Origin of the sequence: Neobacillus niacini, from assembly GCF_036961885.1 — a bacterium.
Taxonomy (GTDB): Bacteria; Bacillota; Bacilli; order Bacillales; family Cytobacillaceae; genus Neobacillus; species Neobacillus niacini_H.
This window is the reverse complement of record NZ_JBALNQ010000002.1, coordinates 99,082-118,744: the sequence shown is the minus strand read 5'-3', so window position 1 is coordinate 118,744 and position 19,663 is coordinate 99,082. Positions and strand designations below refer to the sequence as shown.

Genomic DNA, 19,663 nt, shown 5'->3' with positions numbered 1-19,663 from the left:
TGTCTTTAGCTTTTAACCATGTTTTTGCCAGTTTCTAAGGGTAAATCCTGAACCCAGATCCAAAATAAATTACCTATTTTAAATAAAACCATACTTATGTGCCAATTCTAATATTTATGTGCCGAATTTTTATTTTATGTGCCACTTTCCTGATTTATGTGCCAAATTTCCTTCTTATGTGCCAAACCAATCACCACACAAAATCCCCTACTTCTGCGCCGTAATCGTCGCCATCATACCATCCGCAGATGTCACCTCAACGCCCTGATAATAGTGTTTCACGATTTCCATATAGCTCTTCCCTTCCGCCGCCATGCCGTTTGCGCCGTATTGGCTCATGCCGACACCGTGTCCGTAGCCGCGGGTGGTGATGACAATGCTATCCCCTTTACGCTGCCAATCAAAATCCGAAGAACGCAGATCCAATTTATCACGAATATCCTTACCGCTTAGAACCTTCCCATTGAAGTCAACCTTCGCAACCCGCTTTCCAGCCGTACGCTCAACGATTTTTCCAATCGTCCCGCTCGCCCCAACTTTCACCCCAAGCGCCGATTCAAATTGTTTCACGCTAACCTCCTTTACCGAATTAAACTTTGGAGAATTTTTATCCCATGGGCTTGAGACACTGCGCAGGTATGGCATTTCATTGGGCCAGTAGTCCTCGGAGTTTTCTGTATAGCCATTCGAAGTGGAGAAAAATGAGGCATCGATCGCCTGGCCGTCATACGTCAAAATCTGTCCGCTCGTGGCACGAACCGCAGCGAGAATCTTCGCGTAGTTCGATTCAAACTCCATCTCCCAGTTTTTTCTCATTTGCTCTTTACTCAAGTAAACCTGGTGGATCTGCGTGTCTGTTACCTGCGCACCCTCGGGAACGCCGATTTTGTCTTTGCTCAGCATTTTTTTTACAATATAGGTTCTTGCTGTCAAGGCTTGTGCCTTCAAGGCCTCCTCTTTGAATTCAACAGGCATTTCGGCTGCTACAACCCCGACGAGGTATTCTTCTAGCGGAATGTTATCGATTTGTCCGATCGTGGAGCGATAGACTGCCACCTCAACTGCGGCATCCGAATTAGCTGCTCCTTCGGTATTTGGGGCTTTACCCGTCAGATCTTCACCTAATTTGCCGCTCACCTTCCCATCCCCGAACGGTAACACTAAAAGCGCAGGAATCAGTAAGGTGAGGGCAAATAAGAAAGATGTTAGTAGGATGAGTGGTTTGAATTTTTTCATGTAGGAGCCTCCAATTATGAAATTTATGCACCCGACTTGGGCTACTTCTCATTCCATCATATGGAGGGGGACAAGCATTTATGACTAAAAATAGATGATTGAATTTTCAAAAAATAATATATAATAAAAAACCGAAGAGAGTCTTACCCTCTTCGGTTCACATCACTTACGCGTTCATATCGCTAATATAACTTTCCACTTGGGTAAAAACTTCTTCATCCGCTTCTTTTACACGTTCAATATCTGCACCTAGGGAAGCTAATTTTCCATGGAAGTTCACATAACCACGGTCTAAATGTTTTAACTCGGTTACACGTGTATGACCATCAGACACCAAGCCGGTTAAAATGAGAGCGGCAGCTGCACGTAAATCTGTTGCAGACACTTCAGCACCTTGTAGGTTCGAAGGTCCGTTTAAGATCACGGAACGACCTTCAATTTTAATATCGGCATTCATCCGGCGGAATTCCTCAACATGCATGAAGCGGTTTTCGAATACCGTTTCCGTAATCATCGATGTACCTTCTGCACGAAGCAAGAGAGCCATCATTTGTGACTGCATATCGGTTGGGAAGCCAGGATGTGGCATTGTTTTAATATCAACCGCTTTAAGCTTTTCAGGACCGATGACACGAAGACCGTCACCTTCCTCGATAACCGTAACGCCCATTTCTTCCATTTTCGCAATTAAGGAAGAAAGATGTTCAGGAACTGCGCCCTGCACGAGGACATTTCCACCGGTAATCGCACCAGCAACCATAAAGGTTCCTGCTTCAATCCGGTCAGGAATAATATGATGCTCAGCGCCAAACAATACATCGACACCTTCAATACGAAGAGTGCCCGTGCCTGCGCCTCGGACATTTCCGCCCATTTTGTTCAAGAAGTTAGCAAGGTCAACGATTTCCGGTTCCTTTGCTACGTTTTCAATGATGGTTGTGCCTTGGGCTAACGTTGCCGCCATCATGATATTTTCTGTTGCGCCAACACTTGGGAAATCCAAATAAATTTTTGCACCCTTTAAGCGTCCGTCAACCTCCGCTTCGATAAAACCATTTCCAACTTTTACCCTTGCACCCATCGCTTCAAAGCCTTTAAGGTGCTGGTCAATCGGTCTAGAACCAATCGCACATCCGCCTGGCAGGGCTACACGGGCCCGGCCATTGCGCGCCAATAGTGAACCCATCACAAGGACAGACGCACGCATTTTACGCACATATTCAAATGGGGCTTCTTCTTTCAACACTCTAGATGCATCAACGACAACTGTATTATTGTCAAAGGCAACCTCTGCATTCAGGTTGCGCAATACTTCATTAATTGTGTATACATCGGAGAGTGTAGGTACATCACGTATTACACTTTTTCCGTCACTTGCTAATAATGTGGCAGCGAGTACAGGCAGGACCGCATTTTTTGCGCCTTCTACTTTAACCGATCCGTAAAGCCTTTGTCCGCCGCGGACGATGATCTTTTCCAAGAGTATTCCCCTCCGCGTCCATTTTCTCTATATTAATATTCAATCGTAATGATTGGTGTGCCAACTACAATGGTAGTCTTTGCGCCCAATCCCTCGGAGCGTATGCCAATTTGTAAATTCATGCCCTGCGCTATGGAGTCTGAAAACATTGGCGATTCCGCCGATACAGACATGAAGTTATCCTCTTTTAACGCTTCGATTTCTTTCGCATTAAAAATTTCCAAAATTCCAGTTGCAATAGTAGGTAATGCCAAATCAATCTTATCACTGATGCTGCCCTTTATACCAGAGAAAATTGTTGGATTTCCTCGAAATATGTCGGAGAGTCTATTTTTAAATGGTGCATTCATGAAAAAGGACTCCATCTCCTTGTTCCACTCGTTACCAGAGACCCTATATACTATATACGCATTCACAGGTTGTTTTGTGTGGGTTGCCATAACTTGAAGCATTTCTGTGTGGTGTTTAGAAGTCGGAGATACTGCTGTTACTTCCCATTTTTCGCTGGTCTCACTTGTCGACCAATCCCAATCAGGAAACTTCTGCTGAAGCTCCTTCACATATTCCTGCACTTCTTTTTCTGTATTCAGGTCAACCAAATGCTCCCTTGCATAAAACGACCATTCTTCGAGCAAAATATCTCCTGTTTGAAAAGCGTCGGCGATTTTCACTAAATCGAGTTCGCCGCTGGCCGCCGTCAACCGGCTGCCGAGCACCACCATCAAACTAACTATTATCATGCTAATACCAAAAAGTACCTTTGTATTTCTCTTCATCTCTACTCTCCCCCTTACTACCATTGTTTCCAAGGAGAGGCGTAGCATACTTGGGAAATGTCGTCACTTTTTGACAAGCTTTTTAATCGAGAAGATCTTTTTTGAAAAAATTGCCTTTTTCTTGCTTCAGACAGGTTCATGTTTTTGCTTTAGGTTTATCTCACCGAAGTCATTTTGATTTTCTTCGTTGTAGTTTGTTTATCTTTTCACACTTTTTCACACAAATTGAATTGTACTCAATTTCTTCCAAAAAAGATACATGTACAAAGACTTAAATTTTTACCAATTGTATGTATTGTAGGATTAATGGCAGCTGTCTTGACCATTGGAGATAGTCTAGGAAAAAATTACTAACCGATGATCCAATAATAATAGCCAACAAAATATAGAGTAATCGTGCTTGAAAAACATGATTCGGCTTCAACAGCTTATCCAAACGAATCGACTGCAGAGCCCACCACGCCAAAGCAATAAAAATAAGGTGCGAGAAAATACTCACCAACGCAACCTGCCCAAAATTCTCCATCATACATCTAACTCCTTTAATGGTATGGTGCCTGTCACCATTTATGCAAAAAACTCCATTTATGCAAAAAAATATGCATAAATAGGATGCATAAAATTAGTACATATGATACTGACGTATGAGAACGTGAAAAGTTTCACTTATCGGAAAATTTTTAACGCATTAACTGCCTAAACACTGTTTTCTGCTAACAATCAGTGTTTAGGCAGGTAATAAGTACATATGAAATTTAGATTCCATCCCAAACCCGATTGATCCGTAACGGAACATAAATTCTATCCCCATGTATCTCCCGATGAACAATCGGTTTCCTAAAATAATGCATGAATGAGTGGCTCTCGCTCTGTTTATGCCTCGCCCGCTTCCGAATACCTGTTAATTTCTCGATACTCTGATTCGACTTCTTCATAATCATCACCTCATTATTATTATTTTTTTATGCAGATTTAGAAGCTAATACAATGACCTTTCCATGATCCATTTCTTCTTCACAACGTTCCGCTGCCGCTGCGGATAATCCCAGCGATTGTAATTTGGAACGCAGTTCATCGCCCCTGGAACGAAACACATTGGCAATTGAGTCAAAGACTCCCTGCTCACTTACTCCAACTTCGTTAATATCCAGTGCATCGGTAAGATGTTCCGAACGGTTTTCGTCATGCGCTAATAAATAAATTTCACTCTTTGTGTATCCTTGTAACATGAATTGAGCAATTTCCTGTTTGGCTTCGACTCCATTTTCGACGATTTTTACATTTTCCATGTTCATTCCTCCTCGAGAATAGTTACTAGCTGCCAAGCTGATGTGTGTCAGCCTGTATTCGTTATATATCCGTTCTTTCACGAGACAAAACCTATTTTTAAAAAAAGTTTTATTGAAGGATACTGTTTATTTTAGAGCCTGTTGATTGGAGCGAAAGGCGCTCGACTCCTCGAAAATGCTATCGCATTTTCTTCGTGCGTGGGCAAACTCAAGGATGTAAATTCAAAGTCCTGCGGGATGTACGAGCTGAGTGAGACCCCGCAGGTCGNNCGGAAAGCGTAGCGCCTCGGGACAGGCAGAAACCGCCTGTCCTTGCGGTGATTATTCGAAGAAGCATTCCTTAGTGTAGCGCAAATCAACAGCCAAGTTTAAATAAACAGATAATGGGTATTTAACCTTTAGTTACTATAAAAATGATAATTTGGAGGGGTTGGGATGCGGAAAAAAGCAGAGTTAATTACAAAGATCAGTTTGTTAAAGCAAAAAATCGATCAGTGTTTGGATGAGCGGAACGAAGAAGAATTTTATCGATTAACCTTTGAATTAAAGATTTGCCAGCGTTATTTGGATCCGTTTATGAATAGCCCAGAAATCCGTTATAAGTCACGATTTGAGCAAACTCATGATAAATTTTTTCAAAACTAAGTTTAGCTGTGGAAATTGCGGGTATTTAGTAATCATAGCTCGTTGAAAAGAGAAAGGAGAGGTTTTCATGGGATTTATTTGGTCATTAATTATTGGAGGCGTAATCGGTTGGTTGGCAGGACTTATACTTGGGCGTGATATTCCCGGAGGTGTTATCGGAAATATCATTGCAGGGTTCATCGGGGCCTGGATTGGTTCAATGTTAGGCGGTTGGGGTCCTGTGATTGGCGGATTTTACGTGTTACCGGCCCTCCTCGGTGCCATCGTCTTTGTGCTCATCCTCAGCCTTGTACTGAGAATGATCAGACGCAACGCATAATATGAAGGAAAGAAGATTGCGGGTATCCGCAGTCTTCTTTTTTAGTTCTTTTCGTATTTGGAACTCCAGCCTACCTGCACTGACCCAAACGCCCTTCCCGAATGCTCTTCGGCCACTCCAGAACAGACTTTTAAAAAAACACATGCGATAATTCCCCCTAAAAAACCTCAAAAAAGGCATCTGCCACAACCAGCAGATGCCTTTCTTCATAGCACTCCCGAAAACAGCCGGGCGAAGGATTCCTTCCATTTAACATTCAACCCTCTCTTGTAAAAAGCAACCGGCCGGATCCGGCTGCATTCCTTCAGATCTTCCGCAAAATGAGTGACCAGGTCATCGATACTATCGGTGTCGGTTAAAAACAAATTGACCTCAAAATTCAAATGAAAGCTGCGTAAATCCATATTCGCTGTTCCAATCGTGGCCATGTCCCCATCGACAATAATTACTTTTTTATGTAAAAAACCTTTTTGATAGGTGTACAGTTCAATGCCCGCACGAAGAAGTTCCGGAAAGTAGGATTGCGTGGCATATTGGGTTAGAAAACCATCATTGCACTCAGGAACCATGATTCGAACTTGAATGCCCTTTTTCGCTGCCACCCTTAGCGCAGTCATAATCGCCTGATTGGGAATAAAATACGGTGACGCAATCCAAATCGATTCTGTTGCACACGAAATCATCGCATAATAATGATCACTCATGTCCCTGGTTTCAGGTCCTGTAGCAACCACGTGGACGAGCCCATCACCTGTCACTGGAACCGGCTGCAGATAACGAGGAGCCTCAAACAACTTCTCCCCGCAAACATATTTCCAATCTAATAAAAAAACAGCATGCAGTGTCTGGACTGCTTCCCCTTCCAGCAAAACATGCGTGTCACACCAAAAACCAAATCTGTTATCCTCGCCAAGATATTCCACTCCCACATTCAACCCGCCCGCAAATCCAATTTTCCCATCAATCACAATGATTTTTCGATGATTGCGGAAATTAAACTTTTGCGTAAACCAGCCTGATTTCAGCGGCAGAAAAGGGTGCAGCTGAATCCCGGAGTCTGTCATTTTCCTTTTAACCTGTTCAGAAAGGGAGAAACTTCCGAAGGCATCATAAATCAGCCTGACTTCAACACCTTCCTTTACTTTATCGGTTAGGATATCAATCAGTTCCCGCCCGATCCGGTCATAGCGGAAGATATAATATTCTAAATGAATGAATTCCTTTGCCTCCTTCAACCTCTGTTTCATCTCCTTAAAAGTTTCCTCACCGTTTTTTAAAATTTTCGTCCTTGTATTTTGGTTTTGATCGGTTAAGGTCACTCGATTGAGATAATCTACAAAACAGCGCTGATGGGCATTGAGCTGGGATGGTTTTTCAACTAGTGTACGCTCACTTTTACGGAGTGCCTCGAACAACTCGCGGTCACTTGCACGCTTGCTTTTAAAAAGTTCCCCTTTAAATAGTAATTGTCCTGAATATACATAGAGAATATAGCCCAATACCGGTATTAAAATTAACAAGCAGGTCCATAAAAGTGTTTTCGGTACAGGTCGATTTTGCAGCCATAAGCCGGTCACCGTGTACGCGATTGCTATGATATAAAGGAGGATACATACCTCTTTCCACCACAACGGAGCACCAGTAAAAAAAATCATCCAGCCAAAAGTAAGCATCATACCGATTAGGAAAATTTCAAAGCGTATTTTTTTCATCCTGTCCACCCCATAGTCTTTTAAAAAGAAATACCCTTTAGAGGATCCGTTCAAACATAAATAAAGATGCCTGACCCAGTCAGACATCTAATTTTTCCGATAAATTTTTTCACATGAATTAAATTCTCCGTATTTCATACCCTTCGGCATCCCTAGAAGCGATTCCTTACTTCCGAGTCCAATAAATCCGCTGTCAGCGAGGCTGTCATAGAACAGACGATGGACTTGTTGCTGCAGGGTGTTATCAAAATAGATCATGACATTGCGGCATAAAATCACATGAAATTCATTAAACGAGCTGTCACTCACCAAATTGTGCTGAGCGAAAGTGAGATTCTCCGTTAGGTTGGGCGAAAAATAGGCAAACTGATGGTCCGTCGTGTAGTACTCGGAGAAGGCCATCTTTCCACCGGCCTTCAAGTAATTTTTCGTATATTGCTGCATCTTTTTTAGCGGAAATGCTCCCTTTTGTGCAGCATGCAGGGCTTTTTCATTCATATCAGTCGCGTAGATTCTCGTTTTTTCACTTAGCCCCTCCTCCTGCATGAGGATGGCCATGGAATAAACCTCCTCACCGGTGGCGCAGCCAGCATGCCAAATCCGGATTTCCGGAAGCTCCCGCAGCAATGGCACCACTTCGTTACGAAAGGCGGCAAAAAAACTTGGATCTCGGTACATTTCCGTCATTCTGATGGAAAGATCATTCAACAAACGCTCCAAAACCCTTGGGTCGTGGAGCACTTTTTCCAGTAAAGCAGTAATCGTTGGAAGCCGCTCCGCCTTCATCCGGTTGATGATTCTCCTGCTAATCGACCCCCGAACATAGCCCCGGAAGTCATATCCATACATTTGATACAAGCCCTCAAGCAGCAAACTAATCTCAATTTCCTGAAGCTCGCTTGGCTCGATTATATCGATATTTATTACGATTTCCTTCATCATACTGTTCAATCCTCATTCACCTGCTCGGTCAGCCACACCCGCATTAGCGAGAATAACTGATTGATATTTAATGGCTTCATAATATAATCGGAAGCCCCTGCCTCCATACACTTATCCCGTTCCCCTTTCATCGCCTTGGCAGTCAGGGCAATAATCGGCAGTTTGTCCATCGCCAAATCATGACGGATGATTTTCATCGCTTCATAGCCGCCCATTACCGGCATCATGATATCCATGAACACAAGATCAAAATCAGGTTTTTCTTGTAAAAATTCAATGGCCCGCTTACCGTTCTCCGCCACATGAACCTTCACACCCTTTTTCTCCAGCGCCGTGACAAGTGCAAATACATTCCGGCGATCATCTTCTACTAACAACACTTTCTTTCCTTTAAAAAATTGGTCGTCTGAAGCTTCCACTACAATCACTTCTTTTTCACCGGCAGTCGGTTCCTGCTCCCGGGTTATTCCGCTGGTACTTGCCGCCACTTCCTCCATGGCCACCTGGTGAAGCTGGTATTGATAGTCTGCGCCATCCATCCTTCCGGGAATATATAGGGTAAACGTGCTTCCATGATGCGGCTCGCTTTGGACGGTAATCGCTCCGCCAAGTAAACGAGTAAATTCACGGCAGATCGATAACCCTAAACCAGTGCCGCCAAATTGCCGATTCGTCGTCCCGTCAACCTGTTGAAAGGCCTCAAAGATAATTTGCTGCTTTTCCGATGCGATACCGATTCCCGTATCGGTTACCGCGATTGCTAGTACCACTTCTTCTTCATCAAGGTCAGGCAATAGATCCTGCACCAGTTCTCGCTCTGCAATCTCAATTCTTACCTTTACAGAACCACTTTCCGTAAATTTAAAGGCATTGCTAAGTAGATTCTTCCAGATCTGCTGCAAACGCTGTCCGTCGGTCATAATCACAGCAGGTACATTTTCAGCTGTTACGACTTCAAAGTCTAATTTCTTTTTCACTGCAACGGGGTCAAACATGTTCTTCATCATTTGTGGAATCTCGGTCACGTTCACTTCATCGGTTAAAATTTCTATTTTACCTGCCTCAATTTTTGATAAATCGAGGATATCATCAATCAACCGCAGCAAATCACTTCCAGCCGTGTAGACGACCCGGGAGGATTCCTTCACTTCTGAGCTGTCCATTTCCTCGTCAGCTTCCATCAGCATTTGCGACAGAATCAAAATACTGTTTAATGGCGTGCGCAGCTCATGTGACATATTTGCCAGAAAATCTGTTTTATACTGGGAGCTCGTCCGTAGTTTTCTTGAATAGTCTTCAAGTTTATCCTTGGCCTTCTTCAGCTCCGATGCCCTTTGTTCAGCATATTGCTTCTGTTCTTCTAAATATTCATTGGTAATCCGCAGCTGTTCCTGCTGCATTTGCAATTCTTCCGATTGGGCTTGAAGTTCCTCTGATTGCGCCTGAAGTTCTTCCGTTAACATCTGCGATTCCCCGAGCAGCCTCTCTACCTCCATCCTTCCTGCCACATTGGTAATCGCTGAGCCAAACTTATCCTGAAGCAAGTCCAATAAAGTAAGGTGCTGGGACTTAAACGGCTGAAACGCCGCAAATTCAACAACAGCTTCTACCTTTCCCTCTACTAAAATCGGTGCAATCAATAGATTTCGCGGCGATGAATCACCTAATCCTGAGGTGACTTTAAAATGTTCCTTTGGCAGCGTATCAATCAGGAAAATTCTTTTATCCAGAGCTGCCTGGCCGATTAACCCCTCTCCTAACAGGAAACTTGCCTCGGCATCTTCATCAGCGGCAAGGGCATAGCCAGCTGCTTTTACAAAATGAACGTCGCTGCCTTGATTTCTACGAAGGTAAACTACGCCGTAAACTGCGTCAAACATCGGTGCAAGCTTGGTGATAAAAGTATGTGTCAATTCTGTCAGGTCCGTCATTCCCTGGTACATGGTGGCAATTTCCGCCATACTTTTCTGAACCCAGCTCTGTTTCTCGAGGCTGCCAAGAAGCTGGTTCATCGCCTCGGCCAGTTCAAGTGTTTCGTCATGGGTGTTGACCTCGATCCTTGTAGAAAGATCTACCTCTACCTCTCGCGAATCCGTAATCCCTTTAATCGTGCGGACCACCTGTTTTATCGTTTTGACGATCGAATTTGCAAGGAATCCAGCGGTCGTCATGGTAATCAAGCTAACGACCAAGATGATTCCGTACAAGGTTATTTTTAAATTGCGATTGTCCAGATTCAGCAGCTCCACTCGCTGATTTGTCCGGTTCGTTTGGTTTTTAAGGAAGGACTCAAAGTGAGACCGGAGCTCATCTGTCGCCTTTTTCCCTTTGTTACTTTTAAAAAATTCATCCAACGCCATCTGGTTATCTAGCCCTTTTTGCTCCACCACATAATCCGCGGTATTCGTGATATACTGCATGATCATCAGCTTAATTTCTTCTATATCCCGCTGCTGGGAGCCGTTATTCTCCAACAAGGAATGTAGGGTGTTGTAGTTTTCAAGCCAGCTGTTGCTCGCTGAACGATAGGGCTCGAGGTACTCCTCATTACCTGTTATCACATACCCTCTCATGCCCGTTTCCATGTCTAGTACATTTTTTTGAATCTGATTGGCTAAATTGTGTACCTCTATATCATGCTTTGAAATGTAATCGACTTCTTTCTGCAGAGCCGACATCCGGTCCATCACGATTAGGAGGGAGACAACTAGGCAAACCAAGATGAATAAATAGCCTGCAATAATTTTCGTGTGAATGTTTAAGTGTAATCCCTTCATTATCTGCACTCCCCCTTTGTAAAAAATTAGGTAACTCTATCATATCGTTTCTAGCCATCTGACCCAATGGGAAGATGGTCCCAACCTGCATGAAGGACATTGTGGTTCTCCGCTCGGCCCAATTCGTCCATCATCACCCAAATCTATGAAAAATTTACTAGTTTCAACTACTCGTCATCAGGGTAATTAACAAGTACATCACAAATACAGGAGGATATTAATATATGGCACAAACTACGACTAAAACTAAAACGACAAAATCAAATTCAAAAACCAATACATTATCCGACACTCTCAACAAGCAGGTAGCGAACTTCACCGTTCTTCACATGAAGCTTCATCATTACCACTGGTACGTAAAGGGAGACAACTTTTTTACCCTGCACGTTAAATTTGAGGAACTCTACAAGGAAGCAGCTTTGCATCTTGATACAATTGCAGAACGAATGCTATCGCAAAGGGCGTTACCGGTGTCAACCCTTAAGGAGACACTCGAGCTTTCTACCCTAAAGGAAGCAACCGGCGATGAGGATGCACAGCAAATGGTCCAAACATTGACTGATGACTTTGACATGATTTGCAATGAGTTGACGGACGGCATCACCCTTGCCGAGGACAATGATGATCAGCCGACTGCCGATCTGTTCATTCACATTCGAACCTCATTAGAAAAGCACAGATGGATGTTTGAAGCTTACCTGGCGGGGTAATCCTTATGGAACAAGGTGTCCGCCACACCTGGCCACAAAAAGGTGTCAGCCACAGCGCTGACACCCTTTTAATTGGTTGAAATTAACACCAGACACATATCATCTTTCGGAGGATCCACAAGCTCCCAGCCTGGCTGCAGCTGATGAAGTAACACAGCAGGATCTACCATATCTTCAGCTTGCAAGCAGGTACTCAGTTTATCCATGGCATCCTCATATTTCTCCTCCAGCCATTCGGATAATCCATCCGTAAACATCAGAATGCGAGCAGCTTGCTGATATGGAATGACCCCTTTCGTGACTTCAATTTCTTCAAAAAAACCAAGCGCGCAGCAGCCTTCGGATAAAAATTTAACTTCCTGATCAACAATGGCAATCCCTGTAGGATGGCCGGCATTTACATACTCAATCGTTTGCTTTTTCGTGTCGAGAACAAAATAAATAGCGGTAAAATAGTAGTTTATTAAACTATCAGGTGCATGCAGCTGCAGCATCCGCCTGTTCAGTTCCTTCATAACCATTTCCGGATCAACGATCCCCATAATTGTATCTTTTAATGCAGAATATATGTACATCCCGACCAGCGAGGATGAAATGCCGTGACCCATCATATCGAGCAGGATAACACCATATTGGTTGGGACCAATTTGATACCAGGCATAGAAATCGCCGGCAAGCTCAAAGGTTGGTCGGTACACAGCTGAAATATTGACATCCTTTTCTTGAAGCGGGCCGCTTAACATGCTTCTCTGTACCTGCCTGGCCAAGTCGAGTTCATATTGAATTCGTTTGTCCCGTTCCTTCCGTAGGTCCTTTTCAAGCTTTAACCTAAGAACGGAGCGAATTCGGGCGAGGAGTTCCACCTTATTAATCGGTTTCATCACATAATCAAGGGCTCCTGCATCCATCGCCTCGGCCATTTTATTGGAATCGCCCATCGCCGTTACAAAAATAATCGGCAGGTCGGTAAATCGTTCATTTGCCAAAACCGTCCGGCAGGCTTCAATCCCATCAACTTCCGGCATCATCATATCCATTAAAATTAAATCCACAGGTACTTCGCAAGGACTCGGTGCATCAAGCTGTAAATACTGATATAGCTCCCCTGCAGATGGCAGCAAAAGCAGATTATTATAGCCTGCCCTCCTTAAGATTTTTTCGACAATCATTAGATTTGTTTTATTATCATCTACGATGACAATCTTCATTGGCATTGGGGCATCCCCTCCTTTGCAAAGGATGCGCCTGACCCCGTTTATGGGTGACAGGCACCTGTTTTAATTCGAAGCTGTTTTCCGCGAAAACATTAATTAACGTTATAAAAAGCAACAATGTTTAAGAAAAGAGCCTAGTTCAATCTGTCTTGATAGGTATGGCGGTTAAGAGCCTTGCGCAATTTTTCTATCGCCTTTTTTTGCAGACGCGATACATGCATTTGTGAAATTTCCAGGGCTTCCCCTACTTCGCGCTGACTCTTATTTTCGATGAACGTCCACTGAATAATTTGTCTCTCCCTATCATCCAGCACATGAAGCACACTCTCTACCAGCAAACGCTGGTCAACCTTCTGAAATCCTTTATCCTCCGCACCAATGACGTCTAACGCAGTAATCTCACTGCCATCAGAGCCCGTTTCAATCGATTTATCGACTGACGCGGTTTGATAACCTTTTCCTAGTTCCATTGTTTCCAGGACTTCCTCTTCAGAAATCCCGATATATTCAGCAATCTCGTGGATTTTTGGTGAGCGTTGATTCTTAGTCGTCAACTCGTCCACGGCCACATTTATTTTCGGCCACATATCTTTTATGCGCCTCGGTACATGAACATCCCACGTCTTGTCCCGTAAAAACCGCTTAATTTCCCCAATCACCATCGGTAATAAATACCCTTCAAACGGGGTCCCGGCATTAGGGTCAAACCGACGGATGGTCGATAGTAAACCAATCATCCCGACCTGCACGATATCTTCATGCAGATTTCTCCCTTTTGAATATTTTCTCGCGATACTCCCGATCAGATTGCGGTAATGCTCGACAATGATCGTTTGCGCTTCATCGTCCCCAGTTTCCTGGAACTCTTTGATCAGTGCATAAATTTCTTCCTTAGTTCGTTTCACGGTCTGAGGTGGCTTTGTCATGATTTTCACGCTCCCCGCCTAGATACTTCACCATGAAGACCGTTACTCCAGAACGATTCAACACACGGACTTCATCCATGAGCGTCTCAATTAGAAATAGACCTAACCCTCCCTCTGATAACTGATCGACTGTACTTGATTCGGTGTAAGGTCCAAGTTCACTTTTCGTCTGTAAAAAATTAAAACTTTGACCGCTGTCCGCTACCATCGTTTCAAGCTTGTCCTCGTAAATGCCGAAGCCGACAATGACCTCTCCACCTTCGTCGTCCGGATACGCGTGCTGTACAGCGTTCGTGCAGGCCTCACTTACCGCAATTTTAATATCCTCGATTTCTTCATATGTATAACCCATACGGCTGGCTATTCCTGAAATCGTTAACCTGATCACACCCACATATTCCGGTTTCGCCGGAATCTTCATTTCCACATAATCCATCACGTGTTTCATCGTCCTCCATCCTCTGAAATATTCATGATTTTACTCAATCCGGTCAGTTCAAACAGTCGCTTTAATCGGTCCGATAACTCTACTAACCTCAGCTCTCCCTCATTCCTGTTCAATTGCTTGAACAATCCGACAAATACGCCTAATCCGGTACTATCCATGTAGGAAACATCCTTCAGATTGACCGTAACCGTTTTACCTTTGCCTTCCGAAAACGGCAATAACTCTTCGCGAAGCTTTGGTGCGGTATAGGCATCGATTTCTCCAGCAACCGACACGAATATTTCCATCTCATTCTGATGTTTTTCGATATTTATTTTCATACGATCATCACCTTCTGAAATATTTACTGTTTACATACCCTCAATAGTAGAAAATCAAACCTATTTTTTTAAAAATTATTTTTCTAGCATTATACCAAAATTAGGAAGGATTCCAAATAGCCATAAATACCCAGTAGAATAGTAGGGGTTTATTTTTTCCCAATGAGGGTACATAAACCTGTAAAAGGAGTGGTACCGATGGAAAAAAAGCTCAAGGATCAATTTCCTGCATTGAACAATGGCTCAATGGCCCAAAATTTTGATGAAATGAAGAAGCTCGGCAAAGAAATGGAAGAGGCCAAAACCACTAAAGAGTTAAAAAAAGAACAGCAGGTTCCAGATCCAAAGCAATAACATAGCGCTGTCTCGAAAATTTTTCGAGGCAGTTTTTTGACATGTAAATTCTATTTCAAAGCAACAAAGAGGCTTGCACCCATTTGTGCAAGCCTCTTATTTATATTAATGGTTAATGCATGGTGGAAAGTGGATTAGCTACGATTACCGTCATGCTCGTTATTTTGATAGTTTCTTTCGTTCTGCCAGTCTGACGGGGATTCCACTTCCTCTTTTCGGAATTCTTTATCATCTGTCTCAGAAATCGTATCTCCATCTCTTGAACGGTTCGGCTGTTGTTCGTCATTTATTTGGTACACGTTACCTTCCCTTTGGCCCTGCTGCCGCGATAACTCCCTTAAATCTTCAACAATCTCATCGCCAGGGAATTGCTGTTCCGTCGGAGGAACCTGTTCCATCGGAGGAATCTGTTCATCGTTATAGCCGTTTCGTCTTCTTTCTTCACTTATTTCACCTGCACGGCCAAATACTTCAACATCCTTATTATCTACAAAATTCTTACCCATGATTGTTTCCTCCTTTTACTTTTTTCAGATTGCTGTTTTTCATTCCTGCCATTCCTGCCGGATTTACCGAACGTGCAACCACATACTTCAACCACCCGCCTTCTATTCATCTGGATTATCAGGTTAGCTAGTTTCTAACCTTGATAGTGTTATACCACTTTCGAAAGGTATTAAACCTCTTTTATTTAGGCTCTTTTCTAAAACTTTGTTGTTTTTAGGTAGAAAAACTAATATTTGTGCTGTATTTTCGCAGAAAACAGCAAAAATCCGATAAGAAAAGAGCTTGTAAACTAATTTCAAAGCCGCAAAATAACTATTGCCACGTTAAAGTCGGCTTTAAGACTTTAACAACAATCGTTACGAAAACAGCCTTTATTTAAAAAACGAACCTCTTTTTTTCCCTTTTAAAAGATCTCCTGTCCAGCCTTTTGTTTTTAAGTATCGATAAAGTAGTAGCGTCGATGTAATGATTACAAGCGATGCAATCAAGTACCCGTACTGCCATTCCAGTTCAGGCATATGTTTAAAATTCATTCCCCATAAAGCCCCTAAAGCCATAATCGGGGTAAAAATCGTCGTCAACACCGTTAAGGTTTTCATAATTTCATTTCCTCGATGGGAGGAGATGACCTCCTCTAAATGAATCATCGTGTCTAACTCCTGCTCATACTCCCTCAGCAACACCTGCGCCCGGTCAATCCGTTTGCAAGTCCTCGTAAAAATTCCTCCGTCATTCACGTTAGGAAAATCCATTTCCTCGATCGCCATTTTCAGCTCCTGGATCGGAATCAACAGATTTTTACAAACCATCAGTTCATGGCGCTGGGTAAAGACATGCTCCAACGTCCGCATTTCATTCCTCTTTTTCACACCCCACATGAGCCGATAAAGTGACTCCTCAAACTGATCAATCTCAACCAACAAGTCATTTACTAGTTCTCCAAGCAAAAATAAAAACCCATCCACAGCATTGTCACACTTTTCTAGCTGCCGTAACAACATTTCAGCTGATATTTGTTTCATTGCTGTAAACTCTAAATCGATGGTAACCAATGTTTGACTGGTTAAATAGAAATGGAAAATTTGCTGGTCTTCCTCCTCTTCCACATTTTGTCGATAAATAAGCGACCCATTGACGGCCATTTCTCCATCGATTCCCCCATGCACTTTCACGCAATTAGTTATATTTCTGCGAATAGTTGTTACCCAACCTGATGGCGTCGTCTCCTGTTCCCACATTGTACTCAGGTCATTCTTGTTTATTTGAACCCATTTCCATTTGTCAAAATTGATATTTCTCTCCATGCATTTCCCACCTCTCCTATCCGTTGTTTCCCTAAAAAAAGCAAAGCCAAACGTAGAAAAATGTTTAATAGGGAAAGGAGAAGGGTAATTATAAAACAAAACTAAAGGAGGTTGTAACCATGAAAAGATCCGTAGGCATGAGTTCGTTAGTAGCGGTAGGAATTGGGGCGTCGGCTGCGGTATGGCTGTCAAATAAACCAAACCGCATCAAAGTTGAAAGTGTATTACGAGATTGGAAAAACAAGGTAAAGCCGAATGTGTACGTTGCATCTGAACAGCTTCCCATCGAAAAGGGCGGCAATCCCCATCCGAAGGATTTTCCTGATAATGAAATGGTGAGTGAGGGCGCACAGTATTCCGTTCAGTTTTATAATGAAAAAATTCAGTAATGGTGTTGGAGTTGGGGTACTAGTTCTAGTGCCTCAACTCTTTTTATGGAGGGAAATATGATTCTACTTTTCTTACTCATTTATTTCATCATCATTTTAGTCGTGATTGAAATTTTTGTTATTTTATTTCAAATGACAGGGTTGAAGGTAAAGGTTTCGAGGTTTCAGGTGATTTCAATGATGACAGGAACCGGCTATACAACCGGTGAATCCGAGCTCATTCTCGGCCATCCCATCCGCAGGAAACTAGCAGCCTTTTTGATCTCATTTGGCGCCTTTTCTCTCGCAGTGATTATCTCTTCAGTCAGCCAATTCCTATCAAATGGCCTTCGGACAACTGAGATTTTAATTGGTGCAGCTGTTGTCATTATTATCTATTGTATCTTAAAGATTGAATGCATTCAGCTGGTGCTATCTAAGCTGTTTAACCATGAATTAAAACACAAAGTTGAACTTGCTGACCTGCCGATTCGGGACTTGTTTTTGAAAAATAAAGAAGATATCTTGATCCTTCTTCCTCTTTACAAAGAGTCCGAACTCGCTGATTCATCCTTAATCCAGCTGATAACTAATCATGATTCGCTTGACTTTGCCATCTTATTTATTGAGCGTGGGGATGTCATCATTCGGAAAAATATCTACGATACCACTCTCCAAGAAGGGGACCAACTCCTACTATTCGGCCGAAAAACTGTGATTCACGAGACATTTAGCCACGACCTCCAGATTATGAAGGAAAAGCAAAAGCAGCAATCGGATGAAATTTGAGCACTACCTTCTCCGTTCATGGGAGCACTTTAATAGGAGATGTAGTGCTCAAATTTTTCTATCTGCCCATTTGCTGTTCTTATCTGCCTTTTTCACCTCTCTACCTGCCAAAAATCAGGATTCTATCTGCCCATTCATCCCACCACCCCACTAAACGCTGAAAAGGCCCGGCGAATGCCAGGCCTAGGTATTTATCAATTTCAACCTATTTTCTTCACTTCCAAATACTTAATATGATAGCCATCGGCCTCATGGATCCTGAACCTGCAGCCTTCCACTTCCACTTCCTCACCGACGGTCACTTCGGCATCACCTTTATTGGAAAGAAACCAGCCGCCAATAGTATCCACGTCTTCACTAGAAAGGTCAATCCTAAAAATCTTGTTTACCTCGCGAATCGGGACCTTGGCATCGAGGATGTACTCGTTGCGCTTTAGCCTGCGAATCTTCGAAACTTCATCGCGGTCGAATTCATCTTTTATTTCACCAATGATTTCTTCAATCAAATCTTCTACCGTCACTAAACCAGAGGTGCCGCCATATTCATCCGATAAAATGGCCATATGGATGCCATCGGTCTGCATTCGTACCAGCAAATCATGGATTGGAACTGTTTCAATGACGCGAATGATTGGCCGTGTTAACTCCCTGATATTCACTGGTTTATCTGCTAGCCTTGCTGTTACTAACATTTTCACATTGAGCACACCCAGGATATGATCTTTATCACCATCTATCACCGGATAGCGGGTATAATTTTCCATCCTCAGTCTTTGAGCCACATCCTCCAGGCCATCGTCGACATGGATACAGATCATTTCCGTGCGCGGTACCATAATTTCTTTCGCTATTCGTTCATCAAATTCAAAGATATTGTTCACATAGCGCCATTCATTCCGGTTGATTTCCCCACTTTTATAGCTTTCCGACAGGAGAATTCTCAGCTCCTCCTCCGAGTGCGACAATTCATGTTCAGATGCTGGCTTTATTCCAAACAGACCAACCAGCCTCCGTGCAGAATGGTTTAAACTCCAAATAACCGGATACATCAATTTGTAAAACAACATAATCGGTCGTGCGAATAGCAAGGTCACTTGTTCCGATTTTTGAATGGCCACAGACTTAGGAGCTAATTCTCCTACCACGACATGAATAAAGGTGACAAAGGCAAACGCAAATACCAAAGATATAAAATGTGAAACACCTGCACTAATAGGAAGCACCGCGAATAAAGGTTGAAAAAGTCTTTCCACCGTCGGTTCTCCCAGCCAGCCAAGACCTAAAGCCGTTACCGTAATTCCCAGCTGGCAAGCTGACAGATATTCATCCAATTGGGAAACAACCCTTTTCGCGGCTGCCGCATTCCTTCTTCCTTCCGCCACAAGCTGATCGATCCTTGAACCCCTTACTTTTACAATCGCAAACTCGACAGCCACAAAGAAAGCTGTTAAGACAATTAATAAGACAAAAGTTAGTAATTGAACCACCAGCATTGAAAACTGCACCTCCTTTTAAGCAAAAAACAGCCTTTTTAAAAAACAATCCGA

General features: G+C 43.0%; 22 protein-coding genes. 6 read left to right on the top strand and 16 right to left on the bottom strand.

What is annotated here, in order from left to right; genetic code table 11:
- Positions 1-207: 207 nt before the first annotated feature.
- The 6 genes from spoIID to V7124_RS02000 form a co-directional block, all read right to left on the bottom strand.
- A complete protein-coding gene (spoIID, locus tag V7124_RS02025) occupies positions 208-1,236 on the bottom strand; it encodes a stage II sporulation protein D (protein WP_335485388.1) in 1,029 nt (342 codons plus the stop codon).
- 166 nt (positions 1,237-1,402) lie between these two features.
- Complete coding sequence (gene murA / locus V7124_RS02020) at positions 1,403-2,716, bottom strand: UDP-N-acetylglucosamine 1-carboxyvinyltransferase (protein WP_335419949.1); 1,314 nt, start codon at positions 2,714-2,716, stop codon at positions 1,403-1,405.
- A gap of 32 nt (positions 2,717-2,748) precedes the next feature.
- Positions 2,749-3,492 carry a YwmB family TATA-box binding protein gene (locus V7124_RS02015; protein WP_335485385.1) on the bottom strand — a complete coding sequence of 248 codons (744 nt, stop codon included), beginning with the start codon at positions 3,490-3,492 and terminating at the stop codon, positions 2,749-2,751.
- Positions 3,493-3,763: 271 nt separating this feature from the next.
- Positions 3,764-4,021, bottom strand: coding sequence for a DUF1146 family protein (locus tag V7124_RS02010; protein ID WP_335419942.1), 258 nt, complete (start codon positions 4,019-4,021; stop codon positions 3,764-3,766).
- 226 nt (positions 4,022-4,247) lie between these two features.
- The gene (locus V7124_RS02005) at positions 4,248-4,427 is read right to left on the bottom strand and encodes a hypothetical protein (protein ID WP_335485382.1); all 180 of its coding nucleotides are present in this window, start codon (positions 4,425-4,427) and stop codon (positions 4,248-4,250) included.
- 27 nt (positions 4,428-4,454) lie between these two features.
- Positions 4,455-4,781 carry a general stress protein gene (locus tag V7124_RS02000; RefSeq protein WP_335485379.1) on the bottom strand — a complete coding sequence of 109 codons (327 nt, stop codon included), beginning with the start codon at positions 4,779-4,781 and terminating at the stop codon, positions 4,455-4,457.
- A 435-nt stretch (positions 4,782-5,216) separates the two neighbouring features.
- On the opposite strand from V7124_RS02000, the gene V7124_RS01995 reads away from it, so the two are divergent.
- Positions 5,217-5,426 (top strand): IDEAL domain-containing protein, encoded by a 210-nt coding sequence (locus V7124_RS01995; protein WP_335419932.1) that lies wholly within the window; start codon positions 5,217-5,219, stop codon positions 5,424-5,426.
- Positions 5,427-5,493: 67 nt separating this feature from the next.
- Positions 5,494-5,745: a GlsB/YeaQ/YmgE family stress response membrane protein gene (locus tag V7124_RS01990; protein ID WP_335419930.1), complete on the top strand. Its 252-nt coding sequence runs from the start codon at positions 5,494-5,496 to the stop codon at positions 5,743-5,745.
- Between the two features lie 206 nt (positions 5,746-5,951).
- Here the strand turns inward: V7124_RS01990 and cls are convergent, their stop codons facing one another.
- The 3 genes from cls to V7124_RS01975 all read right to left on the bottom strand — a co-directional run bounded on the left by cls (position 5,952) and on the right by V7124_RS01975 (position 11,176).
- Positions 5,952-7,457 (bottom strand): cardiolipin synthase, encoded by a 1,506-nt coding sequence (gene cls, locus V7124_RS01985; RefSeq protein ID WP_335419927.1) that lies wholly within the window; start codon positions 7,455-7,457, stop codon positions 5,952-5,954.
- An 87-nt stretch (positions 7,458-7,544) separates the two neighbouring features.
- A complete protein-coding gene (locus V7124_RS01980; RefSeq protein ID WP_335415485.1) occupies positions 7,545-8,396 on the bottom strand; it encodes a CheR family methyltransferase in 852 nt (283 codons plus the stop codon).
- 8 nt (positions 8,397-8,404) lie between these two features.
- Positions 8,405-11,176 (bottom strand): ATP-binding protein, encoded by a 2,772-nt coding sequence (locus V7124_RS01975; protein ID WP_335415445.1) that lies wholly within the window; start codon positions 11,174-11,176, stop codon positions 8,405-8,407.
- Between the two features lie 224 nt (positions 11,177-11,400).
- Between V7124_RS01975 and V7124_RS01970 the strand changes: the two genes are divergently transcribed.
- Positions 11,401-11,886, top strand: a complete 486-nt coding sequence (locus tag V7124_RS01970) for a Dps family protein (RefSeq protein ID WP_335415441.1) — start codon at positions 11,401-11,403, stop codon at positions 11,884-11,886.
- Positions 11,887-11,954: 68 nt separating this feature from the next.
- Here the strand turns inward: V7124_RS01970 and V7124_RS01965 are convergent, their stop codons facing one another.
- The 4 genes from V7124_RS01965 to V7124_RS01950 form a co-directional block, all read right to left on the bottom strand.
- Entirely contained in the window at positions 11,955-13,094 is a 1,140-nt protein-coding gene (locus V7124_RS01965; protein ID WP_420489539.1) for a PP2C family protein-serine/threonine phosphatase, read from the bottom strand.
- A gap of 140 nt (positions 13,095-13,234) precedes the next feature.
- The gene (gene sigB, locus V7124_RS01960) at positions 13,235-14,026 is read right to left on the bottom strand and encodes an RNA polymerase sigma factor SigB (RefSeq protein ID WP_335485376.1); all 792 of its coding nucleotides are present in this window, start codon (positions 14,024-14,026) and stop codon (positions 13,235-13,237) included.
- Complete coding sequence (gene rsbW, locus V7124_RS01955; protein WP_335415433.1) at positions 13,992-14,474, bottom strand: anti-sigma B factor RsbW; 483 nt, start codon at positions 14,472-14,474, stop codon at positions 13,992-13,994. The genes sigB and rsbW overlap by 35 nt, the downstream gene beginning before the upstream one ends.
- Positions 14,471-14,794: an anti-sigma factor antagonist gene (locus V7124_RS01950; RefSeq protein ID WP_335485373.1), complete on the bottom strand. Its 324-nt coding sequence runs from the start codon at positions 14,792-14,794 to the stop codon at positions 14,471-14,473. The genes rsbW and V7124_RS01950 overlap by 4 nt, the downstream gene beginning before the upstream one ends.
- 198 nt (positions 14,795-14,992) lie before the next feature.
- On the opposite strand from V7124_RS01950, the gene V7124_RS01945 reads away from it, so the two are divergent.
- Entirely contained in the window at positions 14,993-15,148 is a 156-nt protein-coding gene (locus V7124_RS01945; protein WP_335485370.1) for a hypothetical protein, read from the top strand.
- Positions 15,149-15,282: 134 nt separating this feature from the next.
- Here the strand turns inward: V7124_RS01945 and V7124_RS01940 are convergent, their stop codons facing one another.
- Together V7124_RS01940 and V7124_RS01935 are read right to left on the bottom strand one after the other, a co-directional pair.
- A complete protein-coding gene (locus tag V7124_RS01940; protein WP_335485367.1) occupies positions 15,283-15,654 on the bottom strand; it encodes a hypothetical protein in 372 nt (123 codons plus the stop codon).
- Positions 15,655-16,026: 372 nt separating this feature from the next.
- Complete coding sequence (locus V7124_RS01935) at positions 16,027-16,959, bottom strand: magnesium transporter CorA family protein (protein ID WP_335485363.1); 933 nt, start codon at positions 16,957-16,959, stop codon at positions 16,027-16,029.
- 119 nt (positions 16,960-17,078) lie between these two features.
- Here V7124_RS01935 and V7124_RS01930 point away from each other — a divergent pair, with 119 nt between their 5' ends.
- Together V7124_RS01930 and V7124_RS01925 are read left to right on the top strand one after the other, a co-directional pair.
- The gene (locus tag V7124_RS01930; RefSeq protein WP_335485360.1) at positions 17,079-17,348 is read left to right on the top strand and encodes a hypothetical protein; all 270 of its coding nucleotides are present in this window, start codon (positions 17,079-17,081) and stop codon (positions 17,346-17,348) included.
- Positions 17,349-17,405: 57 nt separating this feature from the next.
- The gene (locus V7124_RS01925) at positions 17,406-18,116 is read left to right on the top strand and encodes a hypothetical protein (protein ID WP_335485358.1); all 711 of its coding nucleotides are present in this window, start codon (positions 17,406-17,408) and stop codon (positions 18,114-18,116) included.
- A 200-nt stretch (positions 18,117-18,316) separates the two neighbouring features.
- Here the strand turns inward: V7124_RS01925 and V7124_RS01920 are convergent, their stop codons facing one another.
- Entirely contained in the window at positions 18,317-19,609 is a 1,293-nt protein-coding gene (locus V7124_RS01920; RefSeq protein ID WP_335485355.1) for a hemolysin family protein, read from the bottom strand.
- Between the last annotated feature and the right edge of the window lie 54 nt (positions 19,610-19,663).

Coding starts and splice junctions, on each gene's coding strand:
- spoIID (WP_335485388.1), bottom strand. CDS start 1,236: ATGAAAAAATTCAAACCACTCATCCTACTAACATCTTTCTTATTTGCC.
- V7124_RS02015 (WP_335485385.1), bottom strand. CDS start 3,492: ATGAAGAGAAATACAAAGGTACTTTTTGGTATTAGCATGATAATAGTT.
- V7124_RS02010 (WP_335419942.1), bottom strand. CDS start 4,021: ATGATGGAGAATTTTGGGCAGGTTGCGTTGGTGAGTATTTTCTCGCAC.
- V7124_RS02005 (WP_335485382.1), bottom strand. CDS start 4,427: ATGAAGAAGTCGAATCAGAGTATCGAGAAATTAACAGGTATTCGGAAG.
- V7124_RS02000 (WP_335485379.1), bottom strand. CDS start 4,781: ATGGAAAATGTAAAAATCGTCGAAAATGGAGTCGAAGCCAAACAGGAA.
- V7124_RS01995 (WP_335419932.1), top strand. CDS start 5,217: ATGCGGAAAAAAGCAGAGTTAATTACAAAGATCAGTTTGTTAAAGCAA.
- V7124_RS01990 (WP_335419930.1), top strand. CDS start 5,494: ATGGGATTTATTTGGTCATTAATTATTGGAGGCGTAATCGGTTGGTTG.
- cls (WP_335419927.1), bottom strand. CDS start 7,457: ATGAAAAAAATACGCTTTGAAATTTTCCTAATCGGTATGATGCTTACT.
- V7124_RS01980 (WP_335415485.1), bottom strand. CDS start 8,396: ATGAAGGAAATCGTAATAAATATCGATATAATCGAGCCAAGCGAGCTT.
- V7124_RS01975 (WP_335415445.1), bottom strand. CDS start 11,176: ATGAAGGGATTACACTTAAACATTCACACGAAAATTATTGCAGGCTAT.
- V7124_RS01970 (WP_335415441.1), top strand. CDS start 11,401: ATGGCACAAACTACGACTAAAACTAAAACGACAAAATCAAATTCAAAA.
- V7124_RS01965 (WP_420489539.1), bottom strand. CDS start 13,094: ATGAAGATTGTCATCGTAGATGATAATAAAACAAATCTAATGATTGTC.
- sigB (WP_335485376.1), bottom strand. CDS start 14,026: ATGACAAAGCCACCTCAGACCGTGAAACGAACTAAGGAAGAAATTTAT.
- rsbW (WP_335415433.1), bottom strand. CDS start 14,474: ATGAAACACGTGATGGATTATGTGGAAATGAAGATTCCGGCGAAACCG.
- V7124_RS01950 (WP_335485373.1), bottom strand. CDS start 14,794: ATGAAAATAAATATCGAAAAACATCAGAATGAGATGGAAATATTCGTG.
- V7124_RS01945 (WP_335485370.1), top strand. CDS start 14,993: ATGGAAAAAAAGCTCAAGGATCAATTTCCTGCATTGAACAATGGCTCA.
- V7124_RS01940 (WP_335485367.1), bottom strand. CDS start 15,654: ATGGGTAAGAATTTTGTAGATAATAAGGATGTTGAAGTATTTGGCCGT.
- V7124_RS01935 (WP_335485363.1), bottom strand. CDS start 16,959: ATGGAGAGAAATATCAATTTTGACAAATGGAAATGGGTTCAAATAAAC.
- V7124_RS01930 (WP_335485360.1), top strand. CDS start 17,079: ATGAAAAGATCCGTAGGCATGAGTTCGTTAGTAGCGGTAGGAATTGGG.
- V7124_RS01925 (WP_335485358.1), top strand. CDS start 17,406: ATGATTCTACTTTTCTTACTCATTTATTTCATCATCATTTTAGTCGTG.
- V7124_RS01920 (WP_335485355.1), bottom strand. CDS start 19,609: ATGCTGGTGGTTCAATTACTAACTTTTGTCTTATTAATTGTCTTAACA.